We start from the raw sequence: 26,927 nt of genomic DNA, 5'->3' as shown, positions 1-26,927 counted from the left end.
TTCTCCGGTTTAAACACTTAGACCAGCAGCCCGGTCGCGACGACGGCGGCGAGGAAGGTGGCCGTGGCCGAGAGGAGCGCCAGACCGGTTCGGTACCCAGCGAGCGCGCGGTCGAGGCCCCGATGCAACCCCGTCGATAGCATCGTCAGCAACACAGCCAGAACGAGCACGTACCAGCCGACAACCGGCCCCAGCAGCGCACTCGAAACGGTAGCGAACTGCTCGCCGCCGCCCATCGACCCGGCCAGCGCGACGGTCGCACCGCCAATAAGCGGACCGAACAGCGCAGCGGTGTTTGACAGCGTTTCGGTTATCTGTGCGAGGTCTCGGCGCGTCTCGCGCTCAATGGCCCGGAGCGCGTCGAGATGCTCGCCCATCGCCGTCACGGATGTTCCCGCCGGTGGCCCGATTGTCGCGGCCGTATCCAGCAGGATTGCCGCACGATGGGTGCGACGGCTCGGAACGTCAGCGAGCGCCCCGCCGGGACCCAGAAACGCTCCCTCGACGCTGGTCCCGAGGCATTCCTGACGCGCGACGGCGGCTTCGATGACGGCACTTGTCGGTGTGGGTGTCTCATCGACGGCCTCGACAAGCGCGGTTTCGACTGACTCGCCGCGACCCAGCCGTCGACCGACAGCCGATAGCACGTCCGGCAGGCCTGCTTCAACGTCGGTGACGTAGTCCCGGACCTCGGCGACGGGTCGGTAGTAGCTGACGAGCGCGCTCCCGACGCCGGCCCCGAGTGCCCCGATAGGAGACGCCCACGCAGCGACGAGCGCGCCGGCAAGGAGCCACCCCCCGATTCCGGCGCCGATTCCGACCACAACTGAGGGGAGTGCCGACGCCGGCACGTCCGGGTGGCTTCGCGGGATTGTTGCAGGCGGGAACGCGACCGGTCGCCGTCCTAAAAGCCAGCAACAGGCGACCAGCAGCGCGGCGGGCATGACGACGCCGTAGGTCCCAGCCAACACGGGAGCTGTCACTGGCACACCTGCGGCAGCGGCGGCGGGCAGCAGTGACGCCATCGCCAGCGGCAAGAGCACACCGAAGGCGTACAGGCCGGTCGCCGGTCCGCGAATCGAGGCCGCAAAGGCCGCCATCTCGTCGCGCGTCCCGTCGAGGATGCATCGCCGTGCACGTTCGAGGATCTCGGGCCGCTCCTCGGCCGGGGCCGCCGTCGCGTTCTCGACCAATCCGACTGCGCGTTCGAGCGCCGGGAACCGGTCGCTCCAAGCCGCCGCGAACGTTCCCAGACCGCTCCGTGGCGTGCCCGCGGCTCGCTGCCGATGGTGGTCCAGCCGTGTGGCGAGGAGCCCGCGTCCGGTTCGTCCGGCGAACGCCGCCGCCCGTTCGGCGCTTGGCCACAGTGTCACGCCGAGCACCAGCGTCGTGACAAGCGAGGGTGCGGCCCCCAGCGTTCGAATCCGCTTTGCTTTCGCGGCGAACGGCACGCCGTACCGTCCCAGCGCCGCAACGCTCAGAGACAGGGCGAGGAACCCGAGGCTGACGGTTGTCGCCAGCAGTCCGGTCACCGTCACAGCGACGAGCAGTGCGAGCAGGGAGCCACACACGGCAACGACGTAACTCGCCGCCAGCAGTGCCTCAGGCGGAGTCGTAACCGAGAGCAACTGACACGCTCGCCGGTAGTCGTCTGGTACCTCGACAGTGCCCGGGTAGGCCGCAACGACCGCGGTTGTGAGCGGTGCGGCTGGTGCCGTGCTCGCGCTGTCGCCGGAGTCGTCTGAACCGCTGGCGTAGCTCACGGCTGGGCCTCGTCTGTGGGCGGCTCGTTCCCGCGTGTCTCGACAGCCACCGACTCCTCGAATCGTTTGGTTCGCGCCTCGATAGTGTCGAGTACCTCGGCGTAGGACTCGTCGGGCGCGGCGATGGACTCCACCAGACGGCTGTTACCCCGCGTCAGGCGACCGGTAGCTGTCGCTGTCGGTCCGTCGCGTTCGTAGAGTGTCTCGAAAGATACACAATCGCCATGAGAGACGATTTCCGCGACAGATTCGATACCGCGGCCGTGCGCCGACGCGGGCGGAGCCAGCGTTATCACGAGGTCTGTCGCGGCGAACGACTGGACCGGGACGTCGAGGTCCGACACCAACCGTTCCCGAACGGCTTCGGGGCCGTTGCCGTGAATCGTCCCGAGGACGGCCCCGTCGCCGCCACCGACACGCATCGCCTCGTAGAGAACGCCGGCCTCCTCGCCGCGGACCTCTCCAACGGCGAGCGCGCCTTCGCCGAGTCGGAGCGCGGTCCGCAGGGCCTCTGTAGCATCTACTGATGGTCCGTCTCCGCTGGTGGTCCGAAGCGCCTGCACGTCCCGGCCGTCGGACTGCAACGACGACGCCGGAAGTTCGGGCGTGTCCTCGATCAGGATTGTCCGGACCTCGTGGGGAAGTTCCCAGAGCAACGCCCCGAGCGTTGTCGTCTTGCCCGCACCGCGGGGACCGGCGACGAGGCAGGCCCTGCCGCGCTCCACGGCGACGGAGAGCAGTCCGGCGACGGCGGCCGGCATCGTCCCGTTGTCGACGAAGTCGGCCAACCGCCACACGTCGCTGTTGTGGGCGCGAAAGGCGAAGGCGAGGCCGTCACTGACCGGTTCACTCACACCGGCGACGCGAATCTGCCGGTCAGCCACCGTCGCCGTTGCATCGAGCGTCGGGTTCGCTCGCGAGAACGCCCGGCCGCTCGACCGCCTGAATGTCGATGCAAGCGTGTCCGCACCTGAAGGCGTCAGCCGGACGTTCGTTCGCATCGTTTCACCGTTACAACGCACTCGGAGCCGGATGTCACTCACTGGGGCTGTGGCGAACACGTCGGACACCCGCTTATCGGCGAAGATATCTTCCAAGATCCCGAGCCCGCCCGTGTGCTTTTCGAGCACGGCACCGACCGCGGTTGCCGTCGTACTGTCACCGGCCACCGCGGCAGCTGCATCGTACGGGTGACAGCCGCCGTCGGTGGCAGCGGTCGCGACTCGCCTGTACGCTTCGACAAGCGTCTCCATCGTGTCTGGGTCGAACCGCTGTTCGCGGGGCTCGATATGATACACCGGCAGTTGGTCGCCGTGCGCGTCGTATCTCCGAACGATGGCATCTGTCGGGAGCGCCTGCTGGCCCCGGAGCGTCGCATCCGCCGGCGGCGCTGTCTCGACACGGGCGTCGCTAATCGTTGGCCCGGTGTAGGCAGTAAGCACCTGTTCACTGGTGTCGAAGCCCTCGGTGGCGACAACCAATCCGGTCTCTGCCGCTAGGTCGGCGACCGGCCCCGCTCGGCCGACTGCCTCTGTCGCGGCAGCGACGGGGTCCCGTCGGGCACGGGCTGCGAGGCGGTCGTCCAGCGCGGTGACTCTGGTCGCGAACCGGCCAGCCGCAGTGAGTACTGCCGCCGCCCGCTCGGCGTACACTCGCGCCTGTCCAGCTTGCGCTGTGACGACTGTCTCGATACCGGCCGACGAGAGCGAATCGACGACTGTCGCCCGGCAGTCAGCCGACGCGGCGAGGTCGCCGCCGCCCGGACACTCGTCGGCCGTCACCACCAGCCGCCCACTCTCGATAGTCGTTTCACAGCGACAGTCGGCCGCTGTCGATGACCCGAAGAGCCACTCACGCATGACTACGCCTCGCCGCGGCTTCGAACTTAAACCGATGGACCCGCAGCATCCGCTGGCCGTTTGACCGCGTCAGCACGAATACGAGCCGATGTGTGCCGGGTTCGTCGAGTCTGTCGGTCGCGGCTGTCGTTCGGATCGGAATGCTGACCAGCCGTTCGGTCTGTTTCCGGGACTCGACCGTCCAAGTCGCGACGCCGACACCGCCCCGATCCACGAACTGTAGCTGACTGACGCCGGCATTCGTGTAGGTCCCTACGGGAATTCGTATCGACACTGCTCGCCGTGCGTCGCCGTTCACTGTCGCGGCGTCGGTCTCGGCTAGCCTCGTCAATTCGGTCCTCAGCCCGTCTACTTGACGCTCCATCGTGCCGCTGGCTGCGTCCGCTCGGGCTGTCGACAGTGCCGGGGCTGTTACACCGAGGAGTGCGGTCATGACCACGACGGCAAGGACCAGCCGGTATATCACAGCAGCGCGCGAATGCGGCTGACGACGCCCGAATCAGGCGTCTCGTCCCTGTCGTGGGTGCTGCTGTCAGTGATCGCGGAGAAGTCGGTCGCGGTGTCGGGCGCTGCATGGGTGCCGTCCGACGAACGTGGAGCAGTCTGTACTCCCTCGGTTCGATTCTGATCGCTCTCAGCCGCCTGTAGACTAGATGCCGACGGCGACGACAGTGCGTCGTTGAGTTGCTCCTCCAGTCGGTCAGTGGCCGCCAGCGCCGCATCGGCGCGCTGCTCGATATCCTCGTTGACCGTGCGAACATTCCCCACGTAGCCGCGGAGGGCCTGTGTAGCGGCTTCGAGTTCCGCCGTCCGCTCGTCGATGTCGTCGATACGCTGCTCGACGGCGTCCACGCGCTTCTCCAACTCAGCGAGTTCCGTCACTTCCGGGAACTCCGTCGTTCCGTCTGTGACAGCGCGTTCGACCGTACGGAGCCGTTCGGCCAGCGTCTCGATATCTGTCATGCTCGGCGCTGGTCCCGTGCTATTATTTGAACGCTTGGACGGGGTCCTGCGGGAAACGCACCGGTCGCTGCCAGAAAACGTTCGCCCCGCCCTACCCGCCGAGGATGAACAGCGCGAGGATGACGGAGATGAGCAGGGTTGCCAGAATCAGCAGCGCGACGACTGTGATTGACGAAAGCGCCGTGTCGTCGGAGCGGAATTTGCACAGCGGCATGATAAAATACTATTATTTCGTTGTCAGCTAGCACTATCGCAGGACCGTTAGTTCTATCGAACGAATCACCTCACTATCTTGTACGCGTTCTCGATCAGTTCGGTTGGGCGATTGTCTCCACAGCGTCATTATCTGCCTCGGTACCGGTGAACATTTATATAGGATGCCGTGGCCACGCCACGCTATGGCCGATAGCGACCAGGTGAAAGCGGCACTCTCGGCGCTCGCTGCCGGTGAGGGCAACAGCGACGACAGGGGCCAAGCGACCCGAGCAGCCGACCGAGAGGGCGATAGTACCACAGCCCGGATGGCGACCGACGAGACGGGCGGTGACGCCGGCTACCAGACGGTCATCGAGCGAGCGTCTCGGGCAACCGACGATTTAGACAGAGCAGTCGCCTTCGTCGAGACGTTCGGCGTCGGCCAACTCCAAGCGGCCGTCGAACAGGCCGAACACGAAGTGAGCGGGCTGGCAGATGAGGGGCGGGCGGCTTTGCGAGCGTTCCGGCGGTACCGGGACGCCGCGGCGGGGCCAAACGATGGGTCGTAGTCACCGGGTCAATTACAGTCCTGTCGACCACTTTCACTCCGCTCACGATACCCCTTTAGGTGGCGCTGGCTTACAGGTGGGCAAATGACACGGGTGATACACACCGGCGATACCCACGTCGGATATCAGCAGTACAACGTCCCTGACCGACGGGACGACTTCCTTGATGCGTTCCGGCAGGTGGTCCGAGACGCCATCGCGGACGATGCTGACGCTGTCGTCCACGCCGGTGACCTGTTCCACGACCGCCGTCCGGCTTTGGCCGACATCATGGGCACGCTGAGCGTCCTCGAAGAACTCTCTGAAGCCAGTATCCCCTTCCTTGCTGTCGTAGGAAACCACGAGGCAAAGCGGGACGCCCAGTGGCTCGACCTGTACGAGTCACTCGGCCTGGCGACGCGGCTCAACGACGAGCCGACTGTCATCGGCGACACCGCCTTCTACGGCCTCGATTTCGTGCCACGCTCGCAACGCGACGACCTCGACTATGATTTTGCCGCCCACGACGCAGACAGCGCCGCGCTGGTCACCCACGGCCTGTTCCAGCCCTTCGAGTACGGCGACTGGGACGCCGAAGAAATTCTGACCGAATCGTCGGTCGAGTTCGACGCGATGTTGCTCGGTGACAACCACGACCCCGGCAAACAGCAGGTCGAAGATACCTGGGTCACCTACTGCGGGTCGACCGAGCGCGCGAGTGCGAGCGAACGCGAGGACCGCGGCTACAACATCGTCACCTTCGACGACGAAGTACGCATCACACGTCGCGGTCTCGACACCCGCGAGTTCGTCTTTGTCGACGTGGACCTCGGGCCCGAGGAAGGCGTCGAACGGGTCCGGAGCCGCGTCGGCCAGCACGACCTGGCGGACGCCGTCGTCATCGTCTCCATCAGCGGCGACGGCGACCCGGTTACTCCGGCCAGCGTCGAATCATTTGCACTTGACCGGGGTGCGCTCGTGGCTCGCGTCACCGACCACCGGGAAATCACGGCCGAGGAGCGAGAAACGGAGATCAGCTTCGCCGACCCTGACGACGCCGTCACCGAGCGCGTCCGCGAGCTCGGACTGAGCGAGGCCGCCCACGACATCGACGAGACGATACGCGCCTCGAAGGTCGCCGACGCGAACGTCAAGGACGAGGTCGAACGGCACGTCCGCGAACTGCTTTCCGAGGAGTCAGATGCCCTCGCAGCCGACACCGAGACGGCGGCGAGCGATGGCGCGTCCGACACCGACGCCACCGCGGGTGCAAACGAGGGCGAAGGCGACGACGGAACACCAGCGAACGAAGCCGACGGCACAGACAGCGAGAGTCAAGCGAGCGTCGAGGAGTTCCTGTGATGGAGGGTCAACAATGAAATTCCAACGGGTCAAGCTATCCAATTTCAAGTGCTACGACGATGCCGACCTGCGACTGGACAACGGCGTGACCGTCATCCACGGACTCAATGGGAGCGGGAAGTCATCCCTACTTGAGGCCTGTTTCTTCGCGCTGTACGGCTCGAAGGCGCTGGACGAGAACCTCGGCGATGTGGTTACTATCGGGGCCGACGACTGCACTGTCGAATTGTGGTTTTCTCACGCCGGCGGCGACTATCACCTCACGCGCCGGGTCCGCGCGACCGGGGCGCAACCGACGACGGCGAAGTGTGTGCTCGAGACGCCCGAGGGGAACTACGAGGGGGCACGCGACGTGCGCCGACGCGTTACGGAGCTCCTACGGATGGACAGCGAGGCGTTCGTTAACTGCGCGTACGTCCGTCAGGGCGAGGTAAACAAGCTCATCAACGCCTCTCCCGGCGACCGACAAGATATGCTCGACGACCTCCTGCAACTGGGGAAACTGGAGGAGTACCGCGAGCGGGCCAGCGACGCCCGCGTCGGGGTCGGTCGCGTGCGCGATGACAAACAGGGGGCACTATCACAACTCGACGAGCAGATACAGGAGAAAGAGTCGAAAGACCTCCACGAGCGCCTGAACAGCTTGGAAACAAAGGAATCGGAACTGCAGGACGAAATCGAGCACATTGAGGACCAGAAGGCCACTGCCGAGGAGACGCTCACGCAGGCCGAATCGGTCCTCGAAGAGTACGAGGAGAAACGCGAGGAACTGGCGGCGCTGGAAGACGACATCGAAGAACTGGAGACGACCATCACAGAGACGGAGACGGAACGAACCGACCTCAAAGAGCGCATCGGGGAACTACAGGACCGCCGGGAATCGCTTCAGGAGCAACTCGCGGAAACGGTTTCCGAGACCGACCTCGACAGTTCGGAGCCGGACCCCGACACCGTCGATGCGCGACTCGAAGAGCGACAGTCTCGCGACGACGACCTGCAGGGCCGCATCGAGGACCAGCGCGTCGACGCAAAGGAACACAGCAGCACGGCTGATGCGCTCGCTGACAGCGCTGCCGACCTCGAATCCCGGGCCGAGGAGAAACGCAAAGAGGCCGACGAACTGGAAGCAGACATCGAAGCCGCGCGGGAGGCCATCGCCGAGCGCCGGGAGCAGATCAGCGACATCGACGACCAGATCGCTGCCCTCGAAGCCCGGTTCGAGAACGCGCCGACCGACCGCAACGGGGCGCAGTCGTACAAAGAATCTGTCGCCAGTGACCTCGAAGAGGCCCGACAGCAGGTGACCGAACTGGAGACGAAACTGGAGAGCGAGCGCGAGTCGCTCGCGGAGGCCGAGGCGCTGCTGGAGGCCGGCAAGTGCCCCGAGTGCGGGCAGGACGTGGCCGAGTCACCGCACGTCGACTCCATCGAGGACGACCGCGAGCGAATCGCGGAGCTGGAGTCGACGCTCGCAGACGCTCGCGAAGAAGTCGAAACACTGGAGTCGAAACACGAGACGGCGGCGGAGCTGGTCGAGACAGCGGACGAACTGGCGACGCTCGAAAACAACCGCTCGAACATCGTCCAACTCGTTGAGGAGAAGGCGAACGGGCTGGACGCGGATCAAGAGCGTATCGAAACCCTCCGAGAGGAAGCAGCGGACCACGAGTCCGAGGCCGAGACGAAACGTGAGAAAGCCGCCGAAGCCCGCGAGCAGGCGGAAGACTGCCGCTCGGTCGTCGCGGAGTGCAATCAGGAGCGCCAGCAGGTCAAGCAGTCGATTGAGCGTCTAGAGCGGGTCGAAGACCTGCTTGGGAAGATCGACGACTGCGACGACGACATCGAGCGCTTGCGGGAGAAGCGCAGTCAGCAGGCCGAACTAAACGACCAGCGCCGCGAACAGCTCGCGGAGAAGCGCGAGCGCAAGCAGGACCTGGCCGAATCGTTCGACGAAGAGCGAATTGATGAAGCCCGCAACGAGAAGCAACGCGCGGAACAGTACATCGAGCAGGCCGAAGAGGCGCTGGCGGAGAAACGCCAGAAGCGCGACGAACTACAAAACGCCATCGGCGGTGTCACGAACGAAATCGAGGAACTGGAGTCACTGCGGGACCGGCGCGAGAACCTCGAAGTGACCCTGGAGAAACTCGAAACGCTGTACGAGGAGACCGAGGAGCTACAGGAGATGTACGGCGCGCTTCGAGCGGAACTGCGCCAGCGCAATGTCGAAACCCTCGAACGGATGCTCAATCAGACGTTCGACTTGGTGTACCAGAACGACTCGTACTCACACATCGAGCTTGATGGACAGTACCAGCTGACGGTGTACCAGAAGGACGGCGAACCGCTGGAACCCGAACAGCTCTCCGGCGGCGAGCGCGCGCTGTTCAACCTCAGCCTGCGATGTGCTATCTATCGTCTGCTCGCGGAGGGTATCGAAGGAGCCGCACCGATGCCGCCGCTAATCCTCGACGAGCCGACGGTATTCCTTGATTCAGGCCACGTCACGCAACTGCTTGACCTTGTGGAGTACATGCGCGACGAGGTTGGCGTCGAACAGATTCTCGTGGTCAGTCACGACGAGGAACTCGTCGGTGCAGCGGACGACCTCGTCCGTGTCGAGAAGGACGCAACGACCAACCGCTCGCGGGTCGAGCAGGTCGAAGCGACGGTCGCGGAACTGGCCTGACCGCAGTCACGACGCTGACCAGACCTCAGTCGCGGAGCTGCGCCAGCCCATCGCTGGCCGTGTCGGTCGTGTCGTACCCCGGCTGGCCGTGGACTCTGGCCTCCGTGAGCAGGCCGGCGGCGCGAAACTCGGCTAGCAAGCCGTGCAGGTCGCTCTCGCAGAGATCGTAGGCTGAGAGCAGTTCCGCCACGGGGAGCGGCCCGCGCTCGTCGAGTTCCACGAGCAGGCCTAGCGCGCGCTCATCATGGGCCGCCGTAATGACTTGACGGGTGGCGTCGGGAACGGCTTTGGCGGCCGTGGTCAGCGGTGAGTCGCCATCCACAGGTTCGAGGTCGGCGTTCGGAACGTGTCGTTGTTCACCGGTTTCAGGGTCCCTGACCAGACTCGAATCGGTGGACTCCTTCAGCAGTAAGTACCGCGTGCCGTCGTCGTCCCGCACAGTACGCATATAATGCTTCGTAGCTGGCCGGACCGGTTAGCCGTTGTGGTCGCCTGACTCTGTGCCGTCGGACTGCGTATGTGTGGTCTCGGCTGTGTCGCCCTCGTCGTCCGATTTGCGCTCGCGCTCGAACTGGATGTACCGAAACGTTCCGTAGCCGAAGGCGATGACGCCGACGAGGAATATCCGGACCCCGAGGTCGACCTGTCCCTCGAAGTACGCAAGCATCGGGCCGAGCGAGAGGGCAAGCAGCGCGACGTTGAACACGATGACGAGTTTGACGAACAGCCCTGTGGTGTCGCCGCTGTAATCGCCGTCCGTCGGGGACGGAACGTCCGGTCCGAGGCTCTCTGGGTCGAACTCCTCTGGTTCGTACTCGCTCTTTTCCGAGAGGACGCCGCCGCTCTCGTTCGGGTCGTCCTCGCCGGGGATGTCCATCACACTAGCTACGACGCGTGGACGCTAAAAGTACTTCCTGTCAGGCGATTTCCTGTAAAGTGAGCGCCGTATCAGTCTGTAGCCACGCAAGCGGGTTCTCGGCGTCGTAAAACACTGTCCCCTCCTCGGTCTCGTAGGTCTCGGTCGTCTGGATGGCGTCCGGGAGCGCCGGCTCCGACCGCAGTTCTTCGGACCTATCCGCCTCGCCGTGGGGGGATGCGTGGTGCGACATTGGCCGTCAAACTTGGGTATGTTACTCGATGGCATATACTTTCTGCCTGTGGCAATACCCCGTCGACCGCCGGTGTTTTTATGCGGCATCTCGAAACAAGGCCAAGAATGAGTGACGGCACCCAGGGCACGCTGGGGGACTTCGGGCAGGACGCGGGCACAGACGACCGCCCGGTCGCCGACGAAGCGGCGGCCATCGCGGGCAACGGTGGGAGCGACGGCGGGACGAGCGTCGTCGATCTCGACGAGCGTCAGTTCCCGCCCGTCGAGGAGACCGTCGAGTTCGTCGTCACGCAGGTCGACTACACCATCGAGGGCCAGGGCGACGACGAATTCCCGGTCGTCCACGTCTTCGGCCGCACCGACGACAACGAACCGGTTCACGCTCGTGTCTTCGATTTCAAGCCGTACTTCTACGCGCCGACCGACAGCGTCACCGACGACGGACTCCGTCAGTACGATAGCATCACTGGCTGGGAAGAAGCCGACGCGGACGGCGAGCCCTACGAATCGATTCGGGGCGAGCGCCTGACGAAGATATTCGGCCAGACGCCACGCGACGTGGGGCAGATACGCGACGACTTCGACCACTACGAGGCGGACATCCTCTTTCCCAACCGGCTGCTGATCGACAAGGATATTACGAGCGGCGTGCGCGTCCCCGCCCGCAAACTCGACGACGGGAGCCTGAAGGTCCACCACGAGGAGATTCAACCGGTCGAGGCCCACGCCGACCCGCGGGTCAACACCTTCGATATCGAGGTCGACGACAGGCAGGGGTTCCCCGAGGACGGCGAGGAACCGATCATCTGCCTTACCTCCCACGACTCCTACCGCGACGAGTACGTCGTCTGGCTGTACGAGTCCCCCGACGGCATCGACGGCCCCGAGGCGCTGGCCGGCTACGACCCGATTCGGGAGGACTTCGAGGCCGACGTGCGCGTCTTCGGCGAGGAGGAGGCCATGCTGGAGGCCTTTGTCGACTACATCATCGACACCGACCCCGACGTGCTGACGGGCTGGAACTTCGACGACTTCGACGCGCCGTACTTCCTCGACCGCCTAGAGGAACTCCAGAGTTACAACCACGACTACGACCTGTCCGTCGACCGCCTCTCCCGCGTCGACGAGGTCTGGCGGTCGGGCTGGGGCGGCCCCGATATCAAGGGCCGGGTCGTCTTCGACCTCCTGTATGCCTACAAGCGTACGCAGTTCACCGAACTCGAATCCTACCGGCTCGACGCCGTCGGCGAGCAGGAACTCGGCGTCGGCAAGGAGCGCTACACTGGCGACATCGGCGACCTCTGGGAGCAAGACCCCGAGCAGTTGCTGGAGTACAACCTCCGGGACGTGGAGCTGTGTGTCGAACTCGACCGCGAGCAGGACATCGTCGACTTCTGGGACGAGGTCCGCACCTTCGTCGGCTGCAAACTGGAGGACGCGACGACGCCTGGCGACGCCGTCGACATGTACGTCCTGCACAAGCTCCACGGCGAGTTCGCGCTGCCCTCGAAGGGCCAACAGGAGAGCGAGGACTACGAGGGCGGCGCGGTGTTCGACCCCATCACCGGCGTCCGCGAGAACGTCACCGTGCTGGACCTGAAGTCGCTGTACCCGATGTGCATGGTGACGACCAACGCCAGCCCGGAGACGAAGGTCGACCCCGAGACCTACGACGGTGACACCTACTGCGCGCCCAACGGCACGCACTTCCGGAAGGAACCGGACGGCGTCATCCGGGAGATGGTCGACGAACTCCTGACAGAGCGCGAGGAGAAGAAAGAACGCCGGAACAGTTTTGACCCCGAAAATCCGGAGTACGAGCGCTTAGACCGTCAGCAAGCGGCAGTGAAGGTGATAATGAACAGCCTGTACGGCGTACTTGGGTGGGACCGCTTCCGCCTCTACGACAAGGAGATGGGTGCGGCGGTCACCGCCACCGGCCGCGAGGTCATCGACTACACCGACGAGGTCGTCGCGAGCGAGGGCTACGAGGTCGTCTACGGGGACACCGACTCTGTCATGCTCCAGTTGGGCGACATCGGCCCGGCGGACGTCGAGGGCGACGTGACCGTCACCGACGAGATGCGCGAGAAACACCCGGAGATGAGCGACGACGAACTCGAACTCATCGCCGCGACCATCGGGAAGGGGTTCGAACTGGAGGAGACCATCAACGACTCGTACGACGAGTTCGCGATGGAGGAACTCAACGCCGACGAGCATCGCTTCCAGATAGAGTTCGAGAAGCTCTACCGGCGGTTCTTCCAGGCCGGCAAAAAGAAGCGCTACGCGGGCAACATCGTCTGGAAGGAGGGCAAGCACGTCGACGACATCGACATCACGGGCTTCGAGTACCAGCGCTCGGACATCGCGCCCATCACCAAGCGGGTCCAGAAGGAGGTCATCGACCGCATCGTCCGCGGCGAAGACGCCGAGTCCATCAAACAGTACGTCAGCGATGTCATCGAGGACTATCAGGACGGCAACGTCAATTATGACGACGTGGGCATCCCCGGAGGCATCGGCAAGAAACTCGACAACTACGACACCGACACTGCGCAGGTCCGGGGCGCGAAGTACGCCAACCTTCTGCTGGGGACGAACTTCCAGAGCGGCTCGAAACCCAAGCGCCTCTATCTCGACCGGGTCCACTCGGACTTCTTCCAGCGCATCGAGGAAGAGGAGGGACTGGACCCCCAGCGGGACCCGCTGTACGGCGAGTTCCGACGGGACCCCGACGTTATCTGCTTCGAGTACGCGGACCAGATCCCCGAGGAGTTCGAAATCGACTGGGACAAGATGCTCGATAAGACACTGAAAGGACCGATTGCTCGGATCTTGGAAGCCATGGATATCTCCTGGGAGGAGGTCAAGTCCGGGCAGGAACAGACGGGACTCGGCAGCTTCATGTAACCCACAGAAAGCAGGGGCTTACTGCTGCAAGAAATATTATTTCTATATACAGAAGTTGAGTTCGCAGCAATGCGAAAGCTTCATGGGTGAAACGTACCTTCTTTCGGTTGACCTAAGAGATACCTATGGCGAAACTCGAAATCAACAATCTCCACGCAGAAGTCGCAGAAGAGGACGGTGAGACGATTCTCCGCGGTGTCGACCTCGAAGTCGAGTCCGGTGAGATCCACGCGCTGATGGGTCCCAACGGCTCGGGGAAGTCGACGACGGCGAAGATTATCGCCGGCCACCCGGCCTACGAGGTAACCGACGGCGAAGTGCTCATCCACCTCGAAGAGGACGAGTTCGGCGACGAGGAGATCCCAGAAGATCTCCGCACCTGGGACCTGCTCGACCTCGAACCGAACGAGCGCGCCGCGCTCGGCATCTTCCTCGGCTTCCAGTACCCGGCCGAGATTGAGGGCGTCACGATGGTGAACTTCCTGCGGACCGCGCTCAACGCCAAGCTCGAAGAGCGCGAGGAACTGTTCGAGGACGACGACGAAGAGGAAGCTGACGCAGAGGGCGGCGACACCAACGAGGACGCCGCCGGCTACGACACCTCCCCGATGGAGGGCAACGTCGAAGAAGGAGAAATCGGCGTCGCCGAGTTCCAGGAAATCCTCCAGGAGAAGATGGAGCAGCTGGACATGGACGAGAAGTTCGCGTCCCGGTATCTCAACGCTGGCTTCTCGGGTGGCGAGAAGAAGCAAAACGAGGTCCTCCAGGCCGCGATTCTCGAGCCCTCGATTGCCGTGCTCGACGAAATCGACTCCGGACTGGACATCGACCGACTGCAGGACGTCTCCAACGGCATCAACGCGCTCCGTGACGAGCAGGGCGCAGGCATCCTCCAGATTACCCACTACCAGCGCATCCTCGACTACGTCGAACCCGACCACGTCCACGTGATGCTCGACGGCCAGATCGCCACTTCCGGTGGTGCCGAACTCGCCGAAAAGCTCGAAGACGAGGGGTACGACTGGGTCCGAGAGGAAGCCTACGAGGCCGCGTAACGCCCTTCCGTACACAGCGATAACACTACACACACTATGAGTTCAGATCAAGACCACCTCAAGGAAACGGACACCGAGAAGCGCTTCGAGTTCAAGAAAGAGGAGAAGTCCGCCTTCGAAGCCGAGAAGGGCCTCACGGAGGAGACCATCCGGGTCATCTCCGAAGACAAGGACGAGCCCGAATGGATGCTCGAACGCCGCCTTCGCGCGCTCGAACAGTACAAGGAGATGCCGATGCCGGACGGCTGGCCGGGCGCGCCCGACCTCTCCGAGGTCGACGTGGACGAAATCGTCCCGTACATCCGCCCCGACATCGAGACACGCGGCGGCGTCGACGACTGGAACGACCTCCCAGAGGAGATTCAGGACACCTTCGACAAACTGGGCATCCCGGAAGCCGAGAAGAACGCGCTCTCAGGCGTCGGCGCGCAGTACGAGTCCGAGATCGTCTACCAGAACATGCAGGAGCGCTGGGAGGAGAAGGGTGTCATCTTCTGTGACATGGACAAGGCCGTCCAGGAACACGAAGACATCCTCAAAGAGTACTTCATGACCAAGGCCGTGCCGCCGAGCGACAACAAGTTCGCGGCGCTGCACGGCGCTATCTGGTCCGGTGGGTCGTTCGTCTACGTCCCCGAGGACACCACGGTCGATATGCCGGTCCAGGCGTACTTCCGCATGAACTCCGACGGCATGGGCCAGTTCGAGCACACGCTCATCATCGCCGAGGAGAACTCCGAAGTCCACTACATCGAGGGCTGTTCCGCCCCGAAGTACTCGGAGTTCAACCTTCACTCCGGCGGCGTCGAAGTGTTCGTCAAGGAGAACGCTCACGTCCAGTACTCGACCGTGCAGAACTGGTCGAAGAACACGTACAACCTCAACACCAAGCGCGCCATCTGCGAGGCCGACGGCACGATGGAGTGGGTCTCGGGCAGCATGGGCTCGAAGGCCACGATGCTGTACCCCTCGACCGTCCTCAAAGGGCCCGGCGCGACGGACAACCACATCACCATCGCCTTCGCCGGCGAGGGCCAGGACATCGACACGGGAGCGAAGGTCTACCACAACGCCCCAGAGACGAAGTCCACCATCGAGTCCAAGTCCATCAGCAAGGACGGCGGCCGCACGAACTACCGCGGTCTCGTCCACATCGCTGACGGTGCCGAAGACTCTTCGACCTCCGTCGAGTGTGACGCCCTGATGTTCGACAACGAGTCCACGTCGGACACGATGCCGTACATGGAGATTCAGGAGTCCAAGGTCGACGTTGCCCACGAGGCGACTGTCGGCAAGATCGGTGACGAGGACGTCTTCTACCTCCAGTCCCGCGGACTGGACGACGACGACGCAAAGCAGATGATCGTCGCCGGCTTCATCGAGCCGATCACGGAGGAACTGCCGATTGAGTACGCCGTTGAGCTGAACCGCCTCATTGAGCTTGAGATGGAGGGGTCGCTCGGATAACCATGAGTACGCAGGTACACGCCAATCTCACAGAGGCCCAAGTGGAACAGATTTCAGACGATCTCGGCGAGCCGGAGTGGCTGCTTGAGACGCGAAAGGACGCGCTCGCGGCGCTCGAAGAGCTCGAAATGCCGGACGTTATCCGGACGCCGGGTCGGACGTGGACGAACCTCGACGCGCTCGAATACGAGTCGCTGGTCGACCCGCTCGACTACGCACAGGACAAGGACCGCGTCGACGCCGAGGGCGTCGAGGTCCTCTCTTGGAGCGAGGCGCTCGACGAGCACGAAGACCTCGTTGAGGAGCACTTCGGCAGTACCGTCGACCCGCAGCGAGACTACCTCACCGCGCTGTCGACGGCCCTGTTCTCGGCCGGGACGGTCGTCTACGTCCCCGAGGGCGTCGATGCCGAGGACGTGAAGATCCGGACGACGATGAACAGCCAGTCGCTGTTCAACTACACGCTCGTCCTCGCCGAGGAGTCCTCCTCGGTCACGATTCTGGAACGCCAGCAGACCGGCGAGACGACCGACGCTGACCAGTACTACTCTGGTATCGTCGAGGTCGTCGCCGAGGAGAACGCCTACGTCCAGTACGGCGCGCTCCAGAACCTCTCGGAAGAGACCTACAACTTCCAGGTCAAGCGCGGCCACGCCGACACCTACGCCACGGTCAACTGGATCGACGGCAACATCGGCTCCCGACTGACCAAGTCTAACGTCGAGACCCGACTGCTGGGTGACTCCTCCGAGTCCCAGATTCTCGGAGCCTTCTTCGGCCACGAGGACCAGCACTTCGACATCGCGTCGCGTGTCTGGCACGAGGCTGAACACACTATCGCCGACCTCGTCACCCGCGGCGTCCTCGACGATGACGCCCGCTCGGTGTACGAGGGCGTGCAGGATGTCGGTCGTGAGGCCTGGGACACGTCGTCCTACCAGCGTGAGAACACGCTCATGCTCTCCGACGATTCCGAGGCCGACGCGTCGCCGAAGCTCATCATCAACAACCACGACACCGAGGCCTCCCACTCCGCGACGGTCGGGCAGGTCGACGAAGAGGACATGTTCTACATGACCTCCCGCGGTGTCGACCCCGAGAGCGCGAAGAACATGCTCGTCGAAGGGTTCTACGTCCCGGTACTCGAAGAGGTGCAGGTCGACGAACTCCGCGAAGACCTCGACCAGCTCATCTACGAGCGTCTTCGGGAGTAACGAGGTCCCACAGCGGCCTCGAACTGCAACGGACCGGCCCGCGAGACGCGGCTTGTTTTTGCTGTTTTTTGTGACCGTCTGCAGTCAGTCACCAGTCGCGCTTATCGCCACGGAGCCAGACGTAGTCACACGGATCCAGCAGGAAGGTGACGCCGCCGTCCTCGATGTGATAGCCGCCGTCACCGACTGCCTTCGACGTGTCGGCGTCGGGGACTTCCCACTGGAGGACGGCTTCGCGGTACTCGTCGGCGAAGTTATGGGCGAAGATGAAGGCGGTGTCACCGGTGTCGACGCGGTGAACGAGCACGTCCTTGTGGCCCGATTCGGTCAGATGGAGGTCGCCGCCGCTGAGTTCTGGGTTGCGCTTGCGGGCCGCGACGAGACGCTGGATGTGTGACAGCAGCGAGTCAGGGTCGGCTTGCTGGTCAGCGACGTTGATGTGCTCGAAGCTGTACTCCTTCCCGACGACCGGCGGGTTGTAGCAGTCCTCGCGAGCGGCCGTCGAGAAGCCGCCGTTCTCGGTGTCGTCCCACTGCATCGGCGTCCGGACAGACTCCCGTTCGTCGAGCCACAGGTCCGAGCCCATGCCGATCTCGTCGCCGGAGAGGATGACCGGTGTCCCCGGATACGCAAAGAGGAGGCTGTGAGCCATCGCGATGCGGTCGTGGTCGTGGCCGAGGAGGTCTGCCAGCCGGAGCCGGTGACCCCGACCGAAAATCCACGAGGAACCGTCATCGGGGCCAAAGTACTCCCGGGCGTGTTCCAGCGCTTCGTGGGGGAGTTTCAGGAGGTTCCACTCGTCGTGGTTCCGGAGGAAGTTCGCCCACTGTCCGATCCCTGAGATGTCCGGCAGGACCTCGTTCGCGCGGTGGAGTGGCCAGGTGTCTCTGACGCCGACGCCGTACACCATGTGAGCGTTCAGGACGAAATTGAACAGGAGGTCGAACGCCTCGCCGTCACCGAAGTAGTAATCGAGGTGTTCGGGCTGGTCGTCGGCCTCGGCGATGAGGATGGCGTGGTCCTTCGTCTCCCTGACGACGCGTTTCAGTTCTTTGAACAGCTCGATGTCCTCGGTTGTCCCGTTGTGCCCCTTCGGCAGCAGCATCGGGTGGGCGGCGTCAATACGGAAACCGTCTGCTCCCTGGTCCAGCCAGAAGCGCATCACGTCGTGGATTTCGTCGCGGACAGCGGGGTTGGCGACGTTGAGGTCCGGCTGATGGTGGTAGAACTGGTGGAAGTAGTGCTTGCCGGCGACCTCGTCGTAGCTCCAGACGCCGTCCTCGCGGTCGGGGAAAATGTTGGTCGTCTGGTACGCATCGTCGAGGTGGCTAGTCCAGAGGTAGTAGTCGTGGTACTTCGAGTTGGGGTCCTCGCGGGCGCGCTGGAACCACTTGTGGTCGGTCGATGTATGGTTGAACACGAGGTCGGTGAGGACACGGATGCCGCGGTCGTGGGCGCGGTCGGTGAGTTCTCGGAAGTCTGCCAGTGTTCCCATCCGGTCGTGGACGCTGTAGTAGTCGGCGACGTCGTACCCGTTGTCCCGGAGTGGACTCGGATAGAACGGGCGGAGCCAGAGGCAGGTCACGCCGAGGTCCTCGATGTAATCGAGCTTCTCGATGAGGCCCCGGAAATCGCCCCAGCCGTCGCCGTTGCTGTCGTTGAACGTCTTTACGTCCAGTGTGTAGATGACCGCGTCCTCGTGCCAGCCGTGTTCGACCATCTCGTGTGTGCCATCGAGTCCCAGCCTCTGGTAGTTTCGGGTCCGTCCGCGGACCGAGCCTGAACGGCTTCAGTTCGACGACAGGGAACCGCTTAAGTCCGGCCCTCCCCGAACTACGTGTATGACTGGAGCACAGCACCGAGTGGGGGTTGTACCGTGAGTCTCACACAGCCAGTGGTGTCCGATCATCAGCTGGCCCGGTTGCTACAGATCGGCATCGTCCTCGAAGAGGTCGTCGAGGCACGGGCGGCCAAGCACGCCGAGGAAACGAGCGGAGAGCACGAACAGGCGGTGCTCGACCTCCTCGCGCACGCCGAGACGGAGTCGGCCGAGCACCGCCGGCAACTGGAGGCACTCATCGACGACCTCGAAGCGGACACCGTTCCGTTCGAGGAAATCGAGATGCTAGTCGAGGCCCAGTACGAGGCCGACGAGGACTTCGACGGCGTGTTGTACGACCAGCTCTGTAACGAGGAGACGGCGTACAAGTTCTACGACGACCTCATCGAAGCCATCGAGGCGTCCGACGTGACATTCACTATCGACCGCGAACGGCTGCTTGCCGTGCTGTCGGATATCCGCGAGGACGAGGCAGAAGGTGTCGAAGACGTGACCGACCTGATGGAGGACTATCAATGAACACGCAGGCCCAGTATCTGAAAGCGATCTATCTCACGCAACAGCAAGAAGACGGTCCGGCATCCACCGGCGACGTGGCCGATATGCTTGATGTCAGTCCGGCGAGCGCCAACGAGATGATCGGCAAACTCGAAAGCCGTGGGCTGCTGAACCACGAGAAGTACAAAGGCGTCGACCTCACCGACGACGGCATCGCACAGGCTCGCGAGGCGCTCCAGAACTACTGTATCATCGAACGGTTCCTCATCGAGGTGCTAGAGGTCGAGGAGTTCCGGGCCGAGGCAAAGCAGCTGGAGGGCGTCATCGACGAAACGGTCGCTGACCGTCTCGATACGATTATCGACCGTAAACCGCAGTGTCCCGACTGTTTCGACCCTGAGGGGGATGTCTGTGGCCTGCTCGAAGTCGAGGCTGAAGTCACCAGCGACTGACCGGCCGCTCTCGAAGCGTTCAAGTGCGTTCCGTCGATTATCCTGCATACGGATCGCTCATAGCGAGTGACGTCCCGTGGTGGTGAGCAAATCCTGTGGATTTGCGCGGTACACGGGACAGACGAAGTGAATGAAGTCCCGTGGTGTAGTGGCCAATCATAAGGGCCTTTGGAGCCCTTGACGGCGGTTCGAATCCGCCCGGGACTATCCTCCGACAAACGAACGTGAGAAGTGGGTGGCTCTCGCGGATTCGATATTCAGAAGACGAGAGGATTCGAGTCTTCGCGGTTCGAATCCGCCCGGGACTATTCAGAGCAAGCTTGTGAACCGTAGATATCCTCGGCGAGTCGAACTCAGCGGACGAGAAAATTCGAGTCCCCGTGGTCTGAATTCCACTGAAGTGTCGGCTACCAGAACACAAACAGCGGTCACATTTCTAGAGGGTGCGATAGCAGCGCTAACGGGCTGACACGTCCCATTCGAGGCAACAAATCGCAGCGCCCTCACATGAATAGCCCAACGAGTGTCCCAAATTCTGACACCGAACTGTAGATTTATGATGTTTCGTGCCAACTAGTGGCATATGAAAATCAGGGAGGCAGTGTCGTCGGACAGGCCGGCTATCCGTGACGTGGCGCGTCGCTCGTTAGAGGCGTCGTATTCGCTGGGGCCGAAGGCGATCACGAGCGCTATCGAGGAGTGGTACGACGAAGAGCGTATCAATCAAATACTTACCGAGGAGAGTAACCGGTTGATTCTCGTCGCTGAGCAGGATGGGCAGGTGGTCGGTCTCTCCGAGAGCGTCCTCTCAGGGGATAGCATCGGAACGATACTCTGGCTGCACGTCGACCCAGCGTACCGCGGCGAAGGGATCGGGTCGGCACTGTTTGACGAGACCCACGGAGAGCTCCACGACCGCGGTGCCGAGACACTCCAAGGGCGCGTGCTGGCCGACAACGTCGAAGGCAACAGCTTCTACGAGGACCGCGGCTTCGAACGCGCTGGCACGGGCGAGGTCGACATCGCTGGGCGGACCTACGTCGAGAACCTCTACACCGACGCCGAAGAGCTCGGCCGCGAACCGATAACCGACGACGGCCGGGCGGTCTACGTCGACCACAACAACCACGAGTCCGGGTCGATAGCGCCGTTCCACGTGGTCCACGTCACCGAAGAGGGAAGCGACCGCTACGGGTACTTCTGTAGTAACTGTGAGACGCTGGCGAACGCGATGGATTCGATGGGCCGTATCGAATGTAACAACTGCGGGAACGTTCGCAAGCCGATGCGGTGGGACGCCGCCTATCTGTAACTACGGCGGCGACTGGTCCCCTGTGCGCTGTGACGATTCCTGTCTGTTTGCCGGGAGGAGTATCAGCTTGTAGTACAGGCCGAACAGGCACAGGGCGATACCGACGCCGACGAGCACATCAGTCACCGCGTGTTCGTTCGCCGCGTGGGTCACGATCGACACATCGCCGACGGGCATGTGGAGTGGCTGGAGAGGCATGTATGCTGATTTATCTATTAGATGTAAAAAGCTGGACTGATGTTCCCAGCCGCTGAGAACCAGTCGCTGGCTGGCTCCCAGTAATGACCCTACCTGACACAGCGTCCGAGATAGTAATGCGTCCCTTCGGGAGACTGCGACGACGGGGTTTACCCCGCTATCTCCATCTGAAAATGCCGGTGTAGCAGCCGTTCTCCCTGTCGTAACGCTAAAGAGTCGAACGTACGTCTATATGTGTAAGATGACTATCGAAATCCGTTTCGGGAGGTGGTGCTGTGGGCGTCGAGATTAGGGAGTCACCTGTCTCAGCCGACGCGTTCGAGGAAATGAAGGAGTTCGTCCACGACTACCTCGCGGCGAGCGTCGAAAACGAAGAAGAGGGCGGCCGGATGCGCTGGTATCCGTGGCACTCCGCGGAGTATCGCTTCAACCACATCCTCAACGTCGTCGACATCGCGACAAAAATCGCCCGCAAGGAGGGCGCAAACGTGGACGTGACTCGCGTTGCAGCGTTGTTTCACGACATCGCGAAACTGGAAGCCGAGCAGGACCTCCATGCGGAAGCCGGCGCTCGGATCGCACGCGAGTATCTGCGGGCACACGGTGACTACCCAGAATCGTTCATCGAACAGGTCTGCGCCGCCGTCGAGGCTCACTCGTACCAGGGGCCGCTGGACGACCTGCCGCTGGAAGTACAGTGTCTCATCGAGGCGGACATCCTAGACAAAGTCGGCGCGAACGGGACCGCCCTGATGTTGTTGCGCATGGGCTATGAGTCCCGGACGCATATGGACGCGGCCGAGATGGTCGACCGTGTCATCGAGCGCGGTGAGGACGCGCGCGAGCGCGTGCAGAGTGACACCGCCGAGTCTATCGTCCACCAGCGGCTCAAGCGGACCCGTTGGTTCCAGGAGTGGCTAACGATGGAAGTCGCCGACATGGCTGTCGAAGACGACCTCGACGAGGTGGCGACTGGGATGGGCGATTCATAGCGCCCGCAGCAGGAACAGAACCCCAGTCCCGGCGAGAACAGCGGCACTAATCCACGCGACCAGCGGTGCGAGCCGCTCGATACGCGTTCTCGCGGCGACAATCGCCGCCGGAAATCCCGTAATCCAGATACCGATCCCGCCGAAAAACCCACCCAACAGCACCGGGTGGCCGGTTTGGACGGTTAATGCGTCAGACCCGACCGCGGGCACGTACGACGCCACGTCGACCACACCCGGTTCAAGGAGGCCCACGCCGACGGTGAGCCAGAAGGCGACCTGATAGGGGTTTGTCAGTGCCAGCACGAGCGCCTTGCGAAAGCCCCGGCTGTCCCCGGACGCGACCGACGACTCCCCCTCGGTAACTATTGTATTGGCCTCCTGAACTGCTCCGTACGCGAACCAGAGCATCAGGAGCCCGCCGGCACCGATCATCACTCGTCGAAGTCCCGGCGTCTCGGTGATGATCGTAGCGGCGCCGAGCACAGCGAGCACAAGGAAGCAGGCGTCAGCAGTCATCGCGCCGAGGCCAGCGAGGAAGCCGGCCCGCCAGCCCCGCAGTGCACTCTCCTCGGCAATAACGGCGTTCATCGGACCCGGTGGCGCGGCGAGCGCGAGGCCAAACAGGATTCCACCGAGAGCTGTCGGGACGAGCGAGAGCGCGCCGAGCTGGAGCAGGCCAGGTGAGTGATGCATCTATGGTCCGAGAAAACAGAGAGAAAATCCCGCAGACTTACAGCTTGCCGGCCTTCTGGAGCTTCATCAGGTCCTCGGTGTCGAGGGTCTCGCCTTCCTTGAACTTCTGGTAAATCTCCTCGGCTTCCTCGCGAGCGGCTTCCTGCTTTTCTTCACGCTGGGAGCGCTCCTGCTCTTCTTCCTTCTTGTCGAGCTCGCGGAGGCGCTTCTGGACGCGGACGAAGTCCTCGTGGTGCTGGTCGGCCGCTTCCTGGGCCTCGACGAACTCCTCGTGTTTCTCGTCGGCCTCGTCACGGATCTCGTCGGCCTCGCGGTAGGCCTCGATCATCTCGTTGTGGTGCTTCTGGGCCTCGTCGGCCAGTTCCGTGACCTTCTGGTGGTGCTTCGAGGCTTCCGAGCGGACCTCTTCCGCTTCCTCTTTGAGCTCTTCGAGGTCGCCGCCCTGGTCGAGCTTCTCCTGTTTCTCCTGGAGCTTCTCGCGCTTGGTCTCGATTTTCTCGATGAGCTCCTTCTCGTCCTCCGAGGAGAGCACTTCGGTCTGTTGCTTGAACTCGAGATCTTCGATCTCCTCTTTGAGTTGTTCGACCGACGTGCCCTCGTCGAGTTCGAGGTCGTTTTTCAGGTTATCGACTTTGTCGAACAGCTCGTTTGCTTCCGCATTGAGCTCGTTTCGCTTGTCCTTGTGCTCTTGGACCTGCTCGTTGAGCTCGTCGCGTTTCTCGCGGTGTTCCTGGGCTTCGTCGACCTTCTCGCGAGTCTTCGCGTTCAGGTCGTCGCGGGCGGAGGCCCGCTCGGACGCCATCTGGTTCAGCTCGTTCCGTCGGTCGCGGAGCTGGCCGGCGAGTTTGATGAGCTCGCCTTTCGATTTGTTTTCGAGATCCTCTTCGGTTACTGTAACGTTCTTTGATTCGTCTATCGAGTCTGCCATTGTTGAATCCTCTATGCCATCACCGCTTCAGCACAGACAGTCGGCCCACTACTGAGGGGCTGACACCAATAACAAGGGTTCCCTCTCATGTTGGGCTGAAAGCGATACTGCCTGAACGCGGAAGCGTTCTGGTGTCTACGAATAGAGGTGGATATTGTTTAAACATTCCGGTGCACTGAATACCGCGTCAACGTCTCACACGCCCTATTTCGGGGGCGAGACGGTCACTATCGTCTGTGGTTCCCTTGTATATCACGGGCATATATCACTCGCTAATACGGTACTCGTTCTTGACGACAGTCTGGCCGTCGGTGGCGGCGAGCGTCACGTCGTCACCGGCTGAAAGAGTAAGCGTGTCGACGGTGACGCGGGCGAACGGACCGACAGTGTGTTCGGCCTGTTCGCGGTCCCCGTTGCAGTCCCATTCCACGGTGAGGTCCGCTTTTTCTGGACGGTCGTGGAGGACGACGACATCCCGCTCGCCGGGTGCTGGGTCCGAGAGTATTACCTGCGTGGGCTCGTAACAGTCGGCAAGAACACTGAACGCCGTCTTCCCGGTGCCATCCGTGGTGAGCAGACCCATACCGGCGTCACCGACATCTCGGAGGCTATCCACGATCATGAGTGGCGTGGCGCGGCGCCGGAGCGACTCGGCAACCTCGCGGACGACGCTGGCCTGATACGCCTGTGACGCGTCGAGGCCGCCGTCGACGTGTCGGTCGTGGCAGGCGCGATCGAACCCGGGACTGTCGCCCGGGTCCGGCCGCCCAAGCGCACCGGCACCAAAACCGGCGACGACATCGCCAACGCCGAACGTGGAACAGAGCCACGGGAGGTCGGCCGTGTCGGCATACTGCCACCCCGGGTACAGCGTGGCCGCGTCGGGACCGATTCCGGGCGGACCGACCACCGGAAACGTCGGAACGGCGTCGACGCTCCCGGCCACTGACTTGGCGTCCGTGCTGTCGTAGCCGGCTCGCCAAGCGCGCCATCGGACGCGAAGTCTGTCGAGGAACCCAGAGCCCAGCCCGTCAGCGTACGGAGATACTGGCTCGTCGTGAACACCGACCGCCGCGAAACTGGGATGCTGTGCGTAGGTCGTATCGAGCCGCGTTGCGAGGGCAATTCCTCGTTCGCGGTCGAATGAACCAGGGCCCGACAGCGGGAGGTCCTGCCAGAGCAGGACGCCGTGGTCGTCACAGGCGCGGGCCACTTCGGGCGGCGTTCCCTGTGCCCGAATCCGAACCAGATTTGCATTGGCGTCGACAGCCCGTGCGACATCTTCAACAGTTGGGTCCAGCAGCGTTACGCCGCGAACGGGCACGGCCTCGCCGTTGACCCGCAGGCCGTCGTCGTAGGAGACGGTGCGCAGTCCCGTCGTCACCGAGTGCTCGTCGTCGCCGAGCTTCGCCCTGAGAACGTAGCGGGACTGCGCGCCGCGGTCGTGGGGCCACCACAGTGACGGGTCGCGCACGTCCATCGTATACGTCACCGTCGCCGTCTCCTCGTTGGTCGAGACGCGGGCCCGATCCATCATTCCGCCGCCACGCACGTCGCCTTCCGGCCGCAGAGAGAGGGTTATCCGGTCGTCGAGCGGCTCGTCGGTCAGGACGGTCGCCGACACCTCGACCGTCGCGTCGGACACGTCTTCTTCCGACACCTGTGGCTGGACTGAAAGCTCGCTCACGCAGGGGTCCGGTCTGGTTTCGATGCTCGCATCCCACCAGATGCCCGGGACGCAGCGCTCCGGCGGAAGCTGGTCGGTCGCGTGCAGGCCGCCAAAGCGGTCCTCTGGCGTGCGACACTCCACGACGATCCTGTACTCCTCGCTCTCGGGGAGGCGAATCCGGAGCGGTTCGAAGTAGGCATCGTGGCTGCTGAGTAAATCGCCGTTGCACCACACGCGTGTGTGCGCGTATGTTCCGTTCAGTACGAGCAGGGCGTGTGCGTCGCTCTCGTCCCGCGGGTCCGAGAACGTCGTTTCGTAGGCCACGGCCTCGGCGCCGGCGAACTGTTCTGGCCGGCCGGGTACCGACACCGGTTCCCACGCCTCCGGGGACGGCATCTCGTCGTCCGGCGCAACCGCCGCGCCGCGCCACTCCAGCGACATACCTTGTGGCCCGTTCCCCGAGGGCATATCCTTTGCCCCACGCCTTCACTTTCACTTTCACTGCGGGGACGGCTCGCTTTGACATAGGTAGCCACCTATTATCCAGATATGCTCACTGAACTGCACGAGGCAGCGACACCGACCTGCGAGGCCCAGCACTGCGAGCGCTCGCTCGGGGAGCCGGCGCTGGTGTTCGAGACCGACGCTGGCCGCCGCGAAGCGCACGAGTGCGTCTGCGGTGCGGTGACGGTTACCGTCGTCCGCTCCGAGTCGTCCCGCTGAAGTATGCCCGGCGGCGAGCGAGAGGTATGACACTCGAAGAAGTGGTCCACGCACAGGGCCACGAGAACGTCGCCGGCGAGCACGCGAGCACGCTAGAAGTGACGAGCGACGACTTTCTGACACCGGCCGGTGACTGCATTCTAGCTATCGAAGCTGACCGCGTCCCCGCCGACTTCGATGAGAAGTTCGTAGCGGCCTGCCAGGACGCCGACGCGACGATTACGGCGATTATCGAGGCTGGTGACCACACTGTTACCGTGACCGGAACCGGCCATCCAGACCTCTCCTTCGAGAACGACCGGAGCCACGTCCTGCGGACGAGCGACTACGTCGATGACCGGACTGTGATGGTAAACGCCGACGCGGCGGCCGGCGACGTGGACCGGGACCTCGTCGAAGCGCTCGCTGACGGGGCCGATGCGACGCTGACGCTTTCTGTCGAGCCCAGCGGCGACTGAGCGGTGGTTTCTACAGCGGTCGCGC

Annotated in this window: 26 protein-coding genes and 1 tRNA gene; 14 read left to right on the top strand and 13 right to left on the bottom strand. The window is 63.2% G+C overall.

Going from position 1 to position 26,927, the window contains the following annotated elements; translation table 11 throughout:
• Positions 1 to 17: 17 nt before the first annotated feature.
• From DVK01_RS02635 to DVK01_RS22780, 5 genes are all read right to left on the bottom strand, one after another.
• Entirely contained in the window at positions 18 to 1,763 is a 1,746-nt protein-coding gene (locus DVK01_RS02635; protein ID WP_121535284.1) for a type II secretion system F family protein, read from the bottom strand.
• Positions 1,760 to 3,622, bottom strand: coding sequence for an ATPase, T2SS/T4P/T4SS family (locus tag DVK01_RS02630; protein ID WP_121535282.1), 1,863 nt, complete (start codon positions 3,620 to 3,622; stop codon positions 1,760 to 1,762). Before DVK01_RS02630 ends, DVK01_RS02635 begins: the two co-directional genes overlap by 4 nt.
• The gene (locus DVK01_RS02625; protein WP_121535280.1) at positions 3,615 to 4,088 is read right to left on the bottom strand and encodes a hypothetical protein; all 474 of its coding nucleotides are present in this window, start codon (positions 4,086 to 4,088) and stop codon (positions 3,615 to 3,617) included. The genes DVK01_RS02630 and DVK01_RS02625 overlap by 8 nt, the downstream gene beginning before the upstream one ends.
• Complete coding sequence (locus DVK01_RS02620) at positions 4,085 to 4,585, bottom strand: hypothetical protein (protein ID WP_121535278.1); 501 nt, start codon at positions 4,583 to 4,585, stop codon at positions 4,085 to 4,087. The genes DVK01_RS02625 and DVK01_RS02620 overlap by 4 nt, the downstream gene beginning before the upstream one ends.
• A 91-nt stretch (positions 4,586 to 4,676) precedes the next feature.
• The gene (locus DVK01_RS22780; RefSeq protein ID WP_255410197.1) at positions 4,677 to 4,799 is read right to left on the bottom strand and encodes a hypothetical protein; all 123 of its coding nucleotides are present in this window, start codon (positions 4,797 to 4,799) and stop codon (positions 4,677 to 4,679) included.
• A gap of 184 nt (positions 4,800 to 4,983) precedes the next feature.
• Here DVK01_RS22780 and DVK01_RS02615 point away from each other — a divergent pair, with 184 nt between their 5' ends.
• From DVK01_RS02615 to rad50, 3 genes are all read left to right on the top strand, one after another.
• A complete protein-coding gene (locus DVK01_RS02615) occupies positions 4,984 to 5,349 on the top strand; it encodes a hypothetical protein (protein WP_101350759.1) in 366 nt (121 codons plus the stop codon).
• Positions 5,350 to 5,433: 84 nt separating this feature from the next.
• On the top strand, positions 5,434 to 6,690 hold the full coding sequence (gene mre11 / locus DVK01_RS02610) for a DNA double-strand break repair protein Mre11 (RefSeq protein WP_121535276.1): 1,257 nt from the start codon (positions 5,434 to 5,436) through the stop codon (positions 6,688 to 6,690).
• Between the two features lie 13 nt (positions 6,691 to 6,703).
• Positions 6,704 to 9,379 carry a DNA double-strand break repair ATPase Rad50 gene (rad50, locus tag DVK01_RS02605; RefSeq protein WP_101350757.1) on the top strand — a complete coding sequence of 892 codons (2,676 nt, stop codon included), beginning with the start codon at positions 6,704 to 6,706 and terminating at the stop codon, positions 9,377 to 9,379.
• Positions 9,380 to 9,404: 25 nt separating this feature from the next.
• Here the strand turns inward: rad50 and DVK01_RS02600 are convergent, their stop codons facing one another.
• The 3 genes from DVK01_RS02600 to DVK01_RS02590 are packed head-to-tail and all read right to left on the bottom strand — an operon-like array spanning position 9,405 to position 10,488.
• Complete coding sequence (locus tag DVK01_RS02600) at positions 9,405 to 9,827, bottom strand: hypothetical protein (RefSeq protein WP_101350756.1); 423 nt, start codon at positions 9,825 to 9,827, stop codon at positions 9,405 to 9,407.
• 27 nt (positions 9,828 to 9,854) lie between these two features.
• Positions 9,855 to 10,256 (bottom strand): hypothetical protein, encoded by a 402-nt coding sequence (locus DVK01_RS02595; RefSeq protein ID WP_101350755.1) that lies wholly within the window; start codon positions 10,254 to 10,256, stop codon positions 9,855 to 9,857.
• 40 nt (positions 10,257 to 10,296) lie between these two features.
• Positions 10,297 to 10,488, bottom strand: coding sequence for a hypothetical protein (locus DVK01_RS02590; RefSeq protein ID WP_004517169.1), 192 nt, complete (start codon positions 10,486 to 10,488; stop codon positions 10,297 to 10,299).
• 107 nt (positions 10,489 to 10,595) lie between these two features.
• Here DVK01_RS02590 and DVK01_RS02585 point away from each other — a divergent pair, with 107 nt between their 5' ends.
• From DVK01_RS02585 to sufD, 4 genes are all read left to right on the top strand, one after another.
• Entirely contained in the window at positions 10,596 to 13,403 is a 2,808-nt protein-coding gene (locus DVK01_RS02585) for a DNA-directed DNA polymerase (RefSeq protein ID WP_101350754.1), read from the top strand.
• A gap of 125 nt (positions 13,404 to 13,528) precedes the next feature.
• Positions 13,529 to 14,458 carry an ABC transporter ATP-binding protein gene (locus DVK01_RS02580; RefSeq protein ID WP_101350753.1) on the top strand — a complete coding sequence of 310 codons (930 nt, stop codon included), beginning with the start codon at positions 13,529 to 13,531 and terminating at the stop codon, positions 14,456 to 14,458.
• Positions 14,459 to 14,494: 36 nt separating this feature from the next.
• Positions 14,495 to 15,925 (top strand): Fe-S cluster assembly protein SufB, encoded by a 1,431-nt coding sequence (sufB, locus tag DVK01_RS02575; protein WP_004517166.1) that lies wholly within the window; start codon positions 14,495 to 14,497, stop codon positions 15,923 to 15,925.
• A 2-nt stretch (positions 15,926 to 15,927) separates the two neighbouring features.
• Positions 15,928 to 17,139, top strand: a complete 1,212-nt coding sequence (sufD, locus tag DVK01_RS02570) for a Fe-S cluster assembly protein SufD (RefSeq protein WP_101350752.1) — start codon at positions 15,928 to 15,930, stop codon at positions 17,137 to 17,139.
• Between the two features lie 88 nt (positions 17,140 to 17,227).
• On the opposite strand, the gene DVK01_RS02565 is transcribed toward sufD, so the two are convergent.
• Entirely contained in the window at positions 17,228 to 18,859 is a 1,632-nt protein-coding gene (locus DVK01_RS02565; protein WP_121535274.1) for an alpha-amylase family protein, read from the bottom strand.
• A gap of 156 nt (positions 18,860 to 19,015) precedes the next feature.
• Here DVK01_RS02565 and DVK01_RS02560 point away from each other — a divergent pair, with 156 nt between their 5' ends.
• From DVK01_RS02560 to DVK01_RS02545, 4 genes are all read left to right on the top strand, one after another.
• On the top strand, positions 19,016 to 19,498 hold the full coding sequence (locus tag DVK01_RS02560) for a rubrerythrin (protein ID WP_101350750.1): 483 nt from the start codon (positions 19,016 to 19,018) through the stop codon (positions 19,496 to 19,498).
• On the top strand, positions 19,495 to 19,929 hold the full coding sequence (locus tag DVK01_RS02555; RefSeq protein WP_053967475.1) for a metal-dependent transcriptional regulator: 435 nt from the start codon (positions 19,495 to 19,497) through the stop codon (positions 19,927 to 19,929). The genes DVK01_RS02560 and DVK01_RS02555 overlap by 4 nt, the downstream gene beginning before the upstream one ends.
• A gap of 134 nt (positions 19,930 to 20,063) precedes the next feature.
• Positions 20,064 to 20,136: transfer RNA gene (locus DVK01_RS02550), tRNA-Gln, on the top strand.
• 376 nt (positions 20,137 to 20,512) lie between these two features.
• A complete protein-coding gene (locus DVK01_RS02545) occupies positions 20,513 to 21,241 on the top strand; it encodes a GNAT family N-acetyltransferase (protein ID WP_121535272.1) in 729 nt (242 codons plus the stop codon).
• Here DVK01_RS02545 and DVK01_RS02540 read toward each other — a convergent pair whose 3' ends face one another.
• Positions 21,242 to 21,439 carry a hypothetical protein gene (locus DVK01_RS02540; protein WP_101350748.1) on the bottom strand — a complete coding sequence of 66 codons (198 nt, stop codon included), beginning with the start codon at positions 21,437 to 21,439 and terminating at the stop codon, positions 21,242 to 21,244.
• A 275-nt stretch (positions 21,440 to 21,714) separates the two neighbouring features.
• Between DVK01_RS02540 and DVK01_RS02535 the strand changes: the two genes are divergently transcribed.
• On the top strand, positions 21,715 to 22,431 hold the full coding sequence (locus DVK01_RS02535; protein WP_053967478.1) for an HD domain-containing protein: 717 nt from the start codon (positions 21,715 to 21,717) through the stop codon (positions 22,429 to 22,431).
• Here the strand turns inward: DVK01_RS02535 and DVK01_RS02530 are convergent.
• From DVK01_RS02530 to DVK01_RS02520, 3 genes are all read right to left on the bottom strand, one after another.
• A complete protein-coding gene (locus DVK01_RS02530; RefSeq protein WP_121535270.1) occupies positions 22,426 to 23,124 on the bottom strand; it encodes a LysE family translocator in 699 nt (232 codons plus the stop codon). The genes DVK01_RS02535 and DVK01_RS02530 overlap by 6 nt on opposite strands.
• 37 nt (positions 23,125 to 23,161) lie before the next feature.
• Entirely contained in the window at positions 23,162 to 24,052 is an 891-nt protein-coding gene (locus DVK01_RS02525; RefSeq protein ID WP_101350746.1) for a coiled-coil protein, read from the bottom strand.
• Between the two features lie 265 nt (positions 24,053 to 24,317).
• On the bottom strand, positions 24,318 to 26,162 hold the full coding sequence (locus tag DVK01_RS02520) for a hydrolase (protein ID WP_121535268.1): 1,845 nt from the start codon (positions 26,160 to 26,162) through the stop codon (positions 24,318 to 24,320).
• Between the two features lie 108 nt (positions 26,163 to 26,270).
• On the opposite strand from DVK01_RS02520, the gene DVK01_RS22060 reads away from it, so the two are divergent.
• Together DVK01_RS22060 and DVK01_RS02515 are read left to right on the top strand one after the other, a co-directional pair.
• Positions 26,271 to 26,444 carry a hypothetical protein gene (locus DVK01_RS22060; RefSeq protein WP_199722308.1) on the top strand — a complete coding sequence of 58 codons (174 nt, stop codon included), beginning with the start codon at positions 26,271 to 26,273 and terminating at the stop codon, positions 26,442 to 26,444.
• 26 nt (positions 26,445 to 26,470) lie between these two features.
• Entirely contained in the window at positions 26,471 to 26,902 is a 432-nt protein-coding gene (locus DVK01_RS02515) for a DUF371 domain-containing protein (protein ID WP_101350744.1), read from the top strand.
• Positions 26,903 to 26,927: the final 25 nt, after the last annotated feature.

The sequence above is a fragment of the Haloarcula sp. Atlit-120R genome (assembly GCF_003665885.1).
Classification (GTDB): Archaea; Halobacteriota; Halobacteria; order Halobacteriales; family Haloarculaceae; genus Haloarcula; species Haloarcula taiwanensis.
The sequence above is the reverse complement of the archived record's forward strand: the minus strand, read 5'-3'. Positions and strand labels throughout refer to the sequence as shown.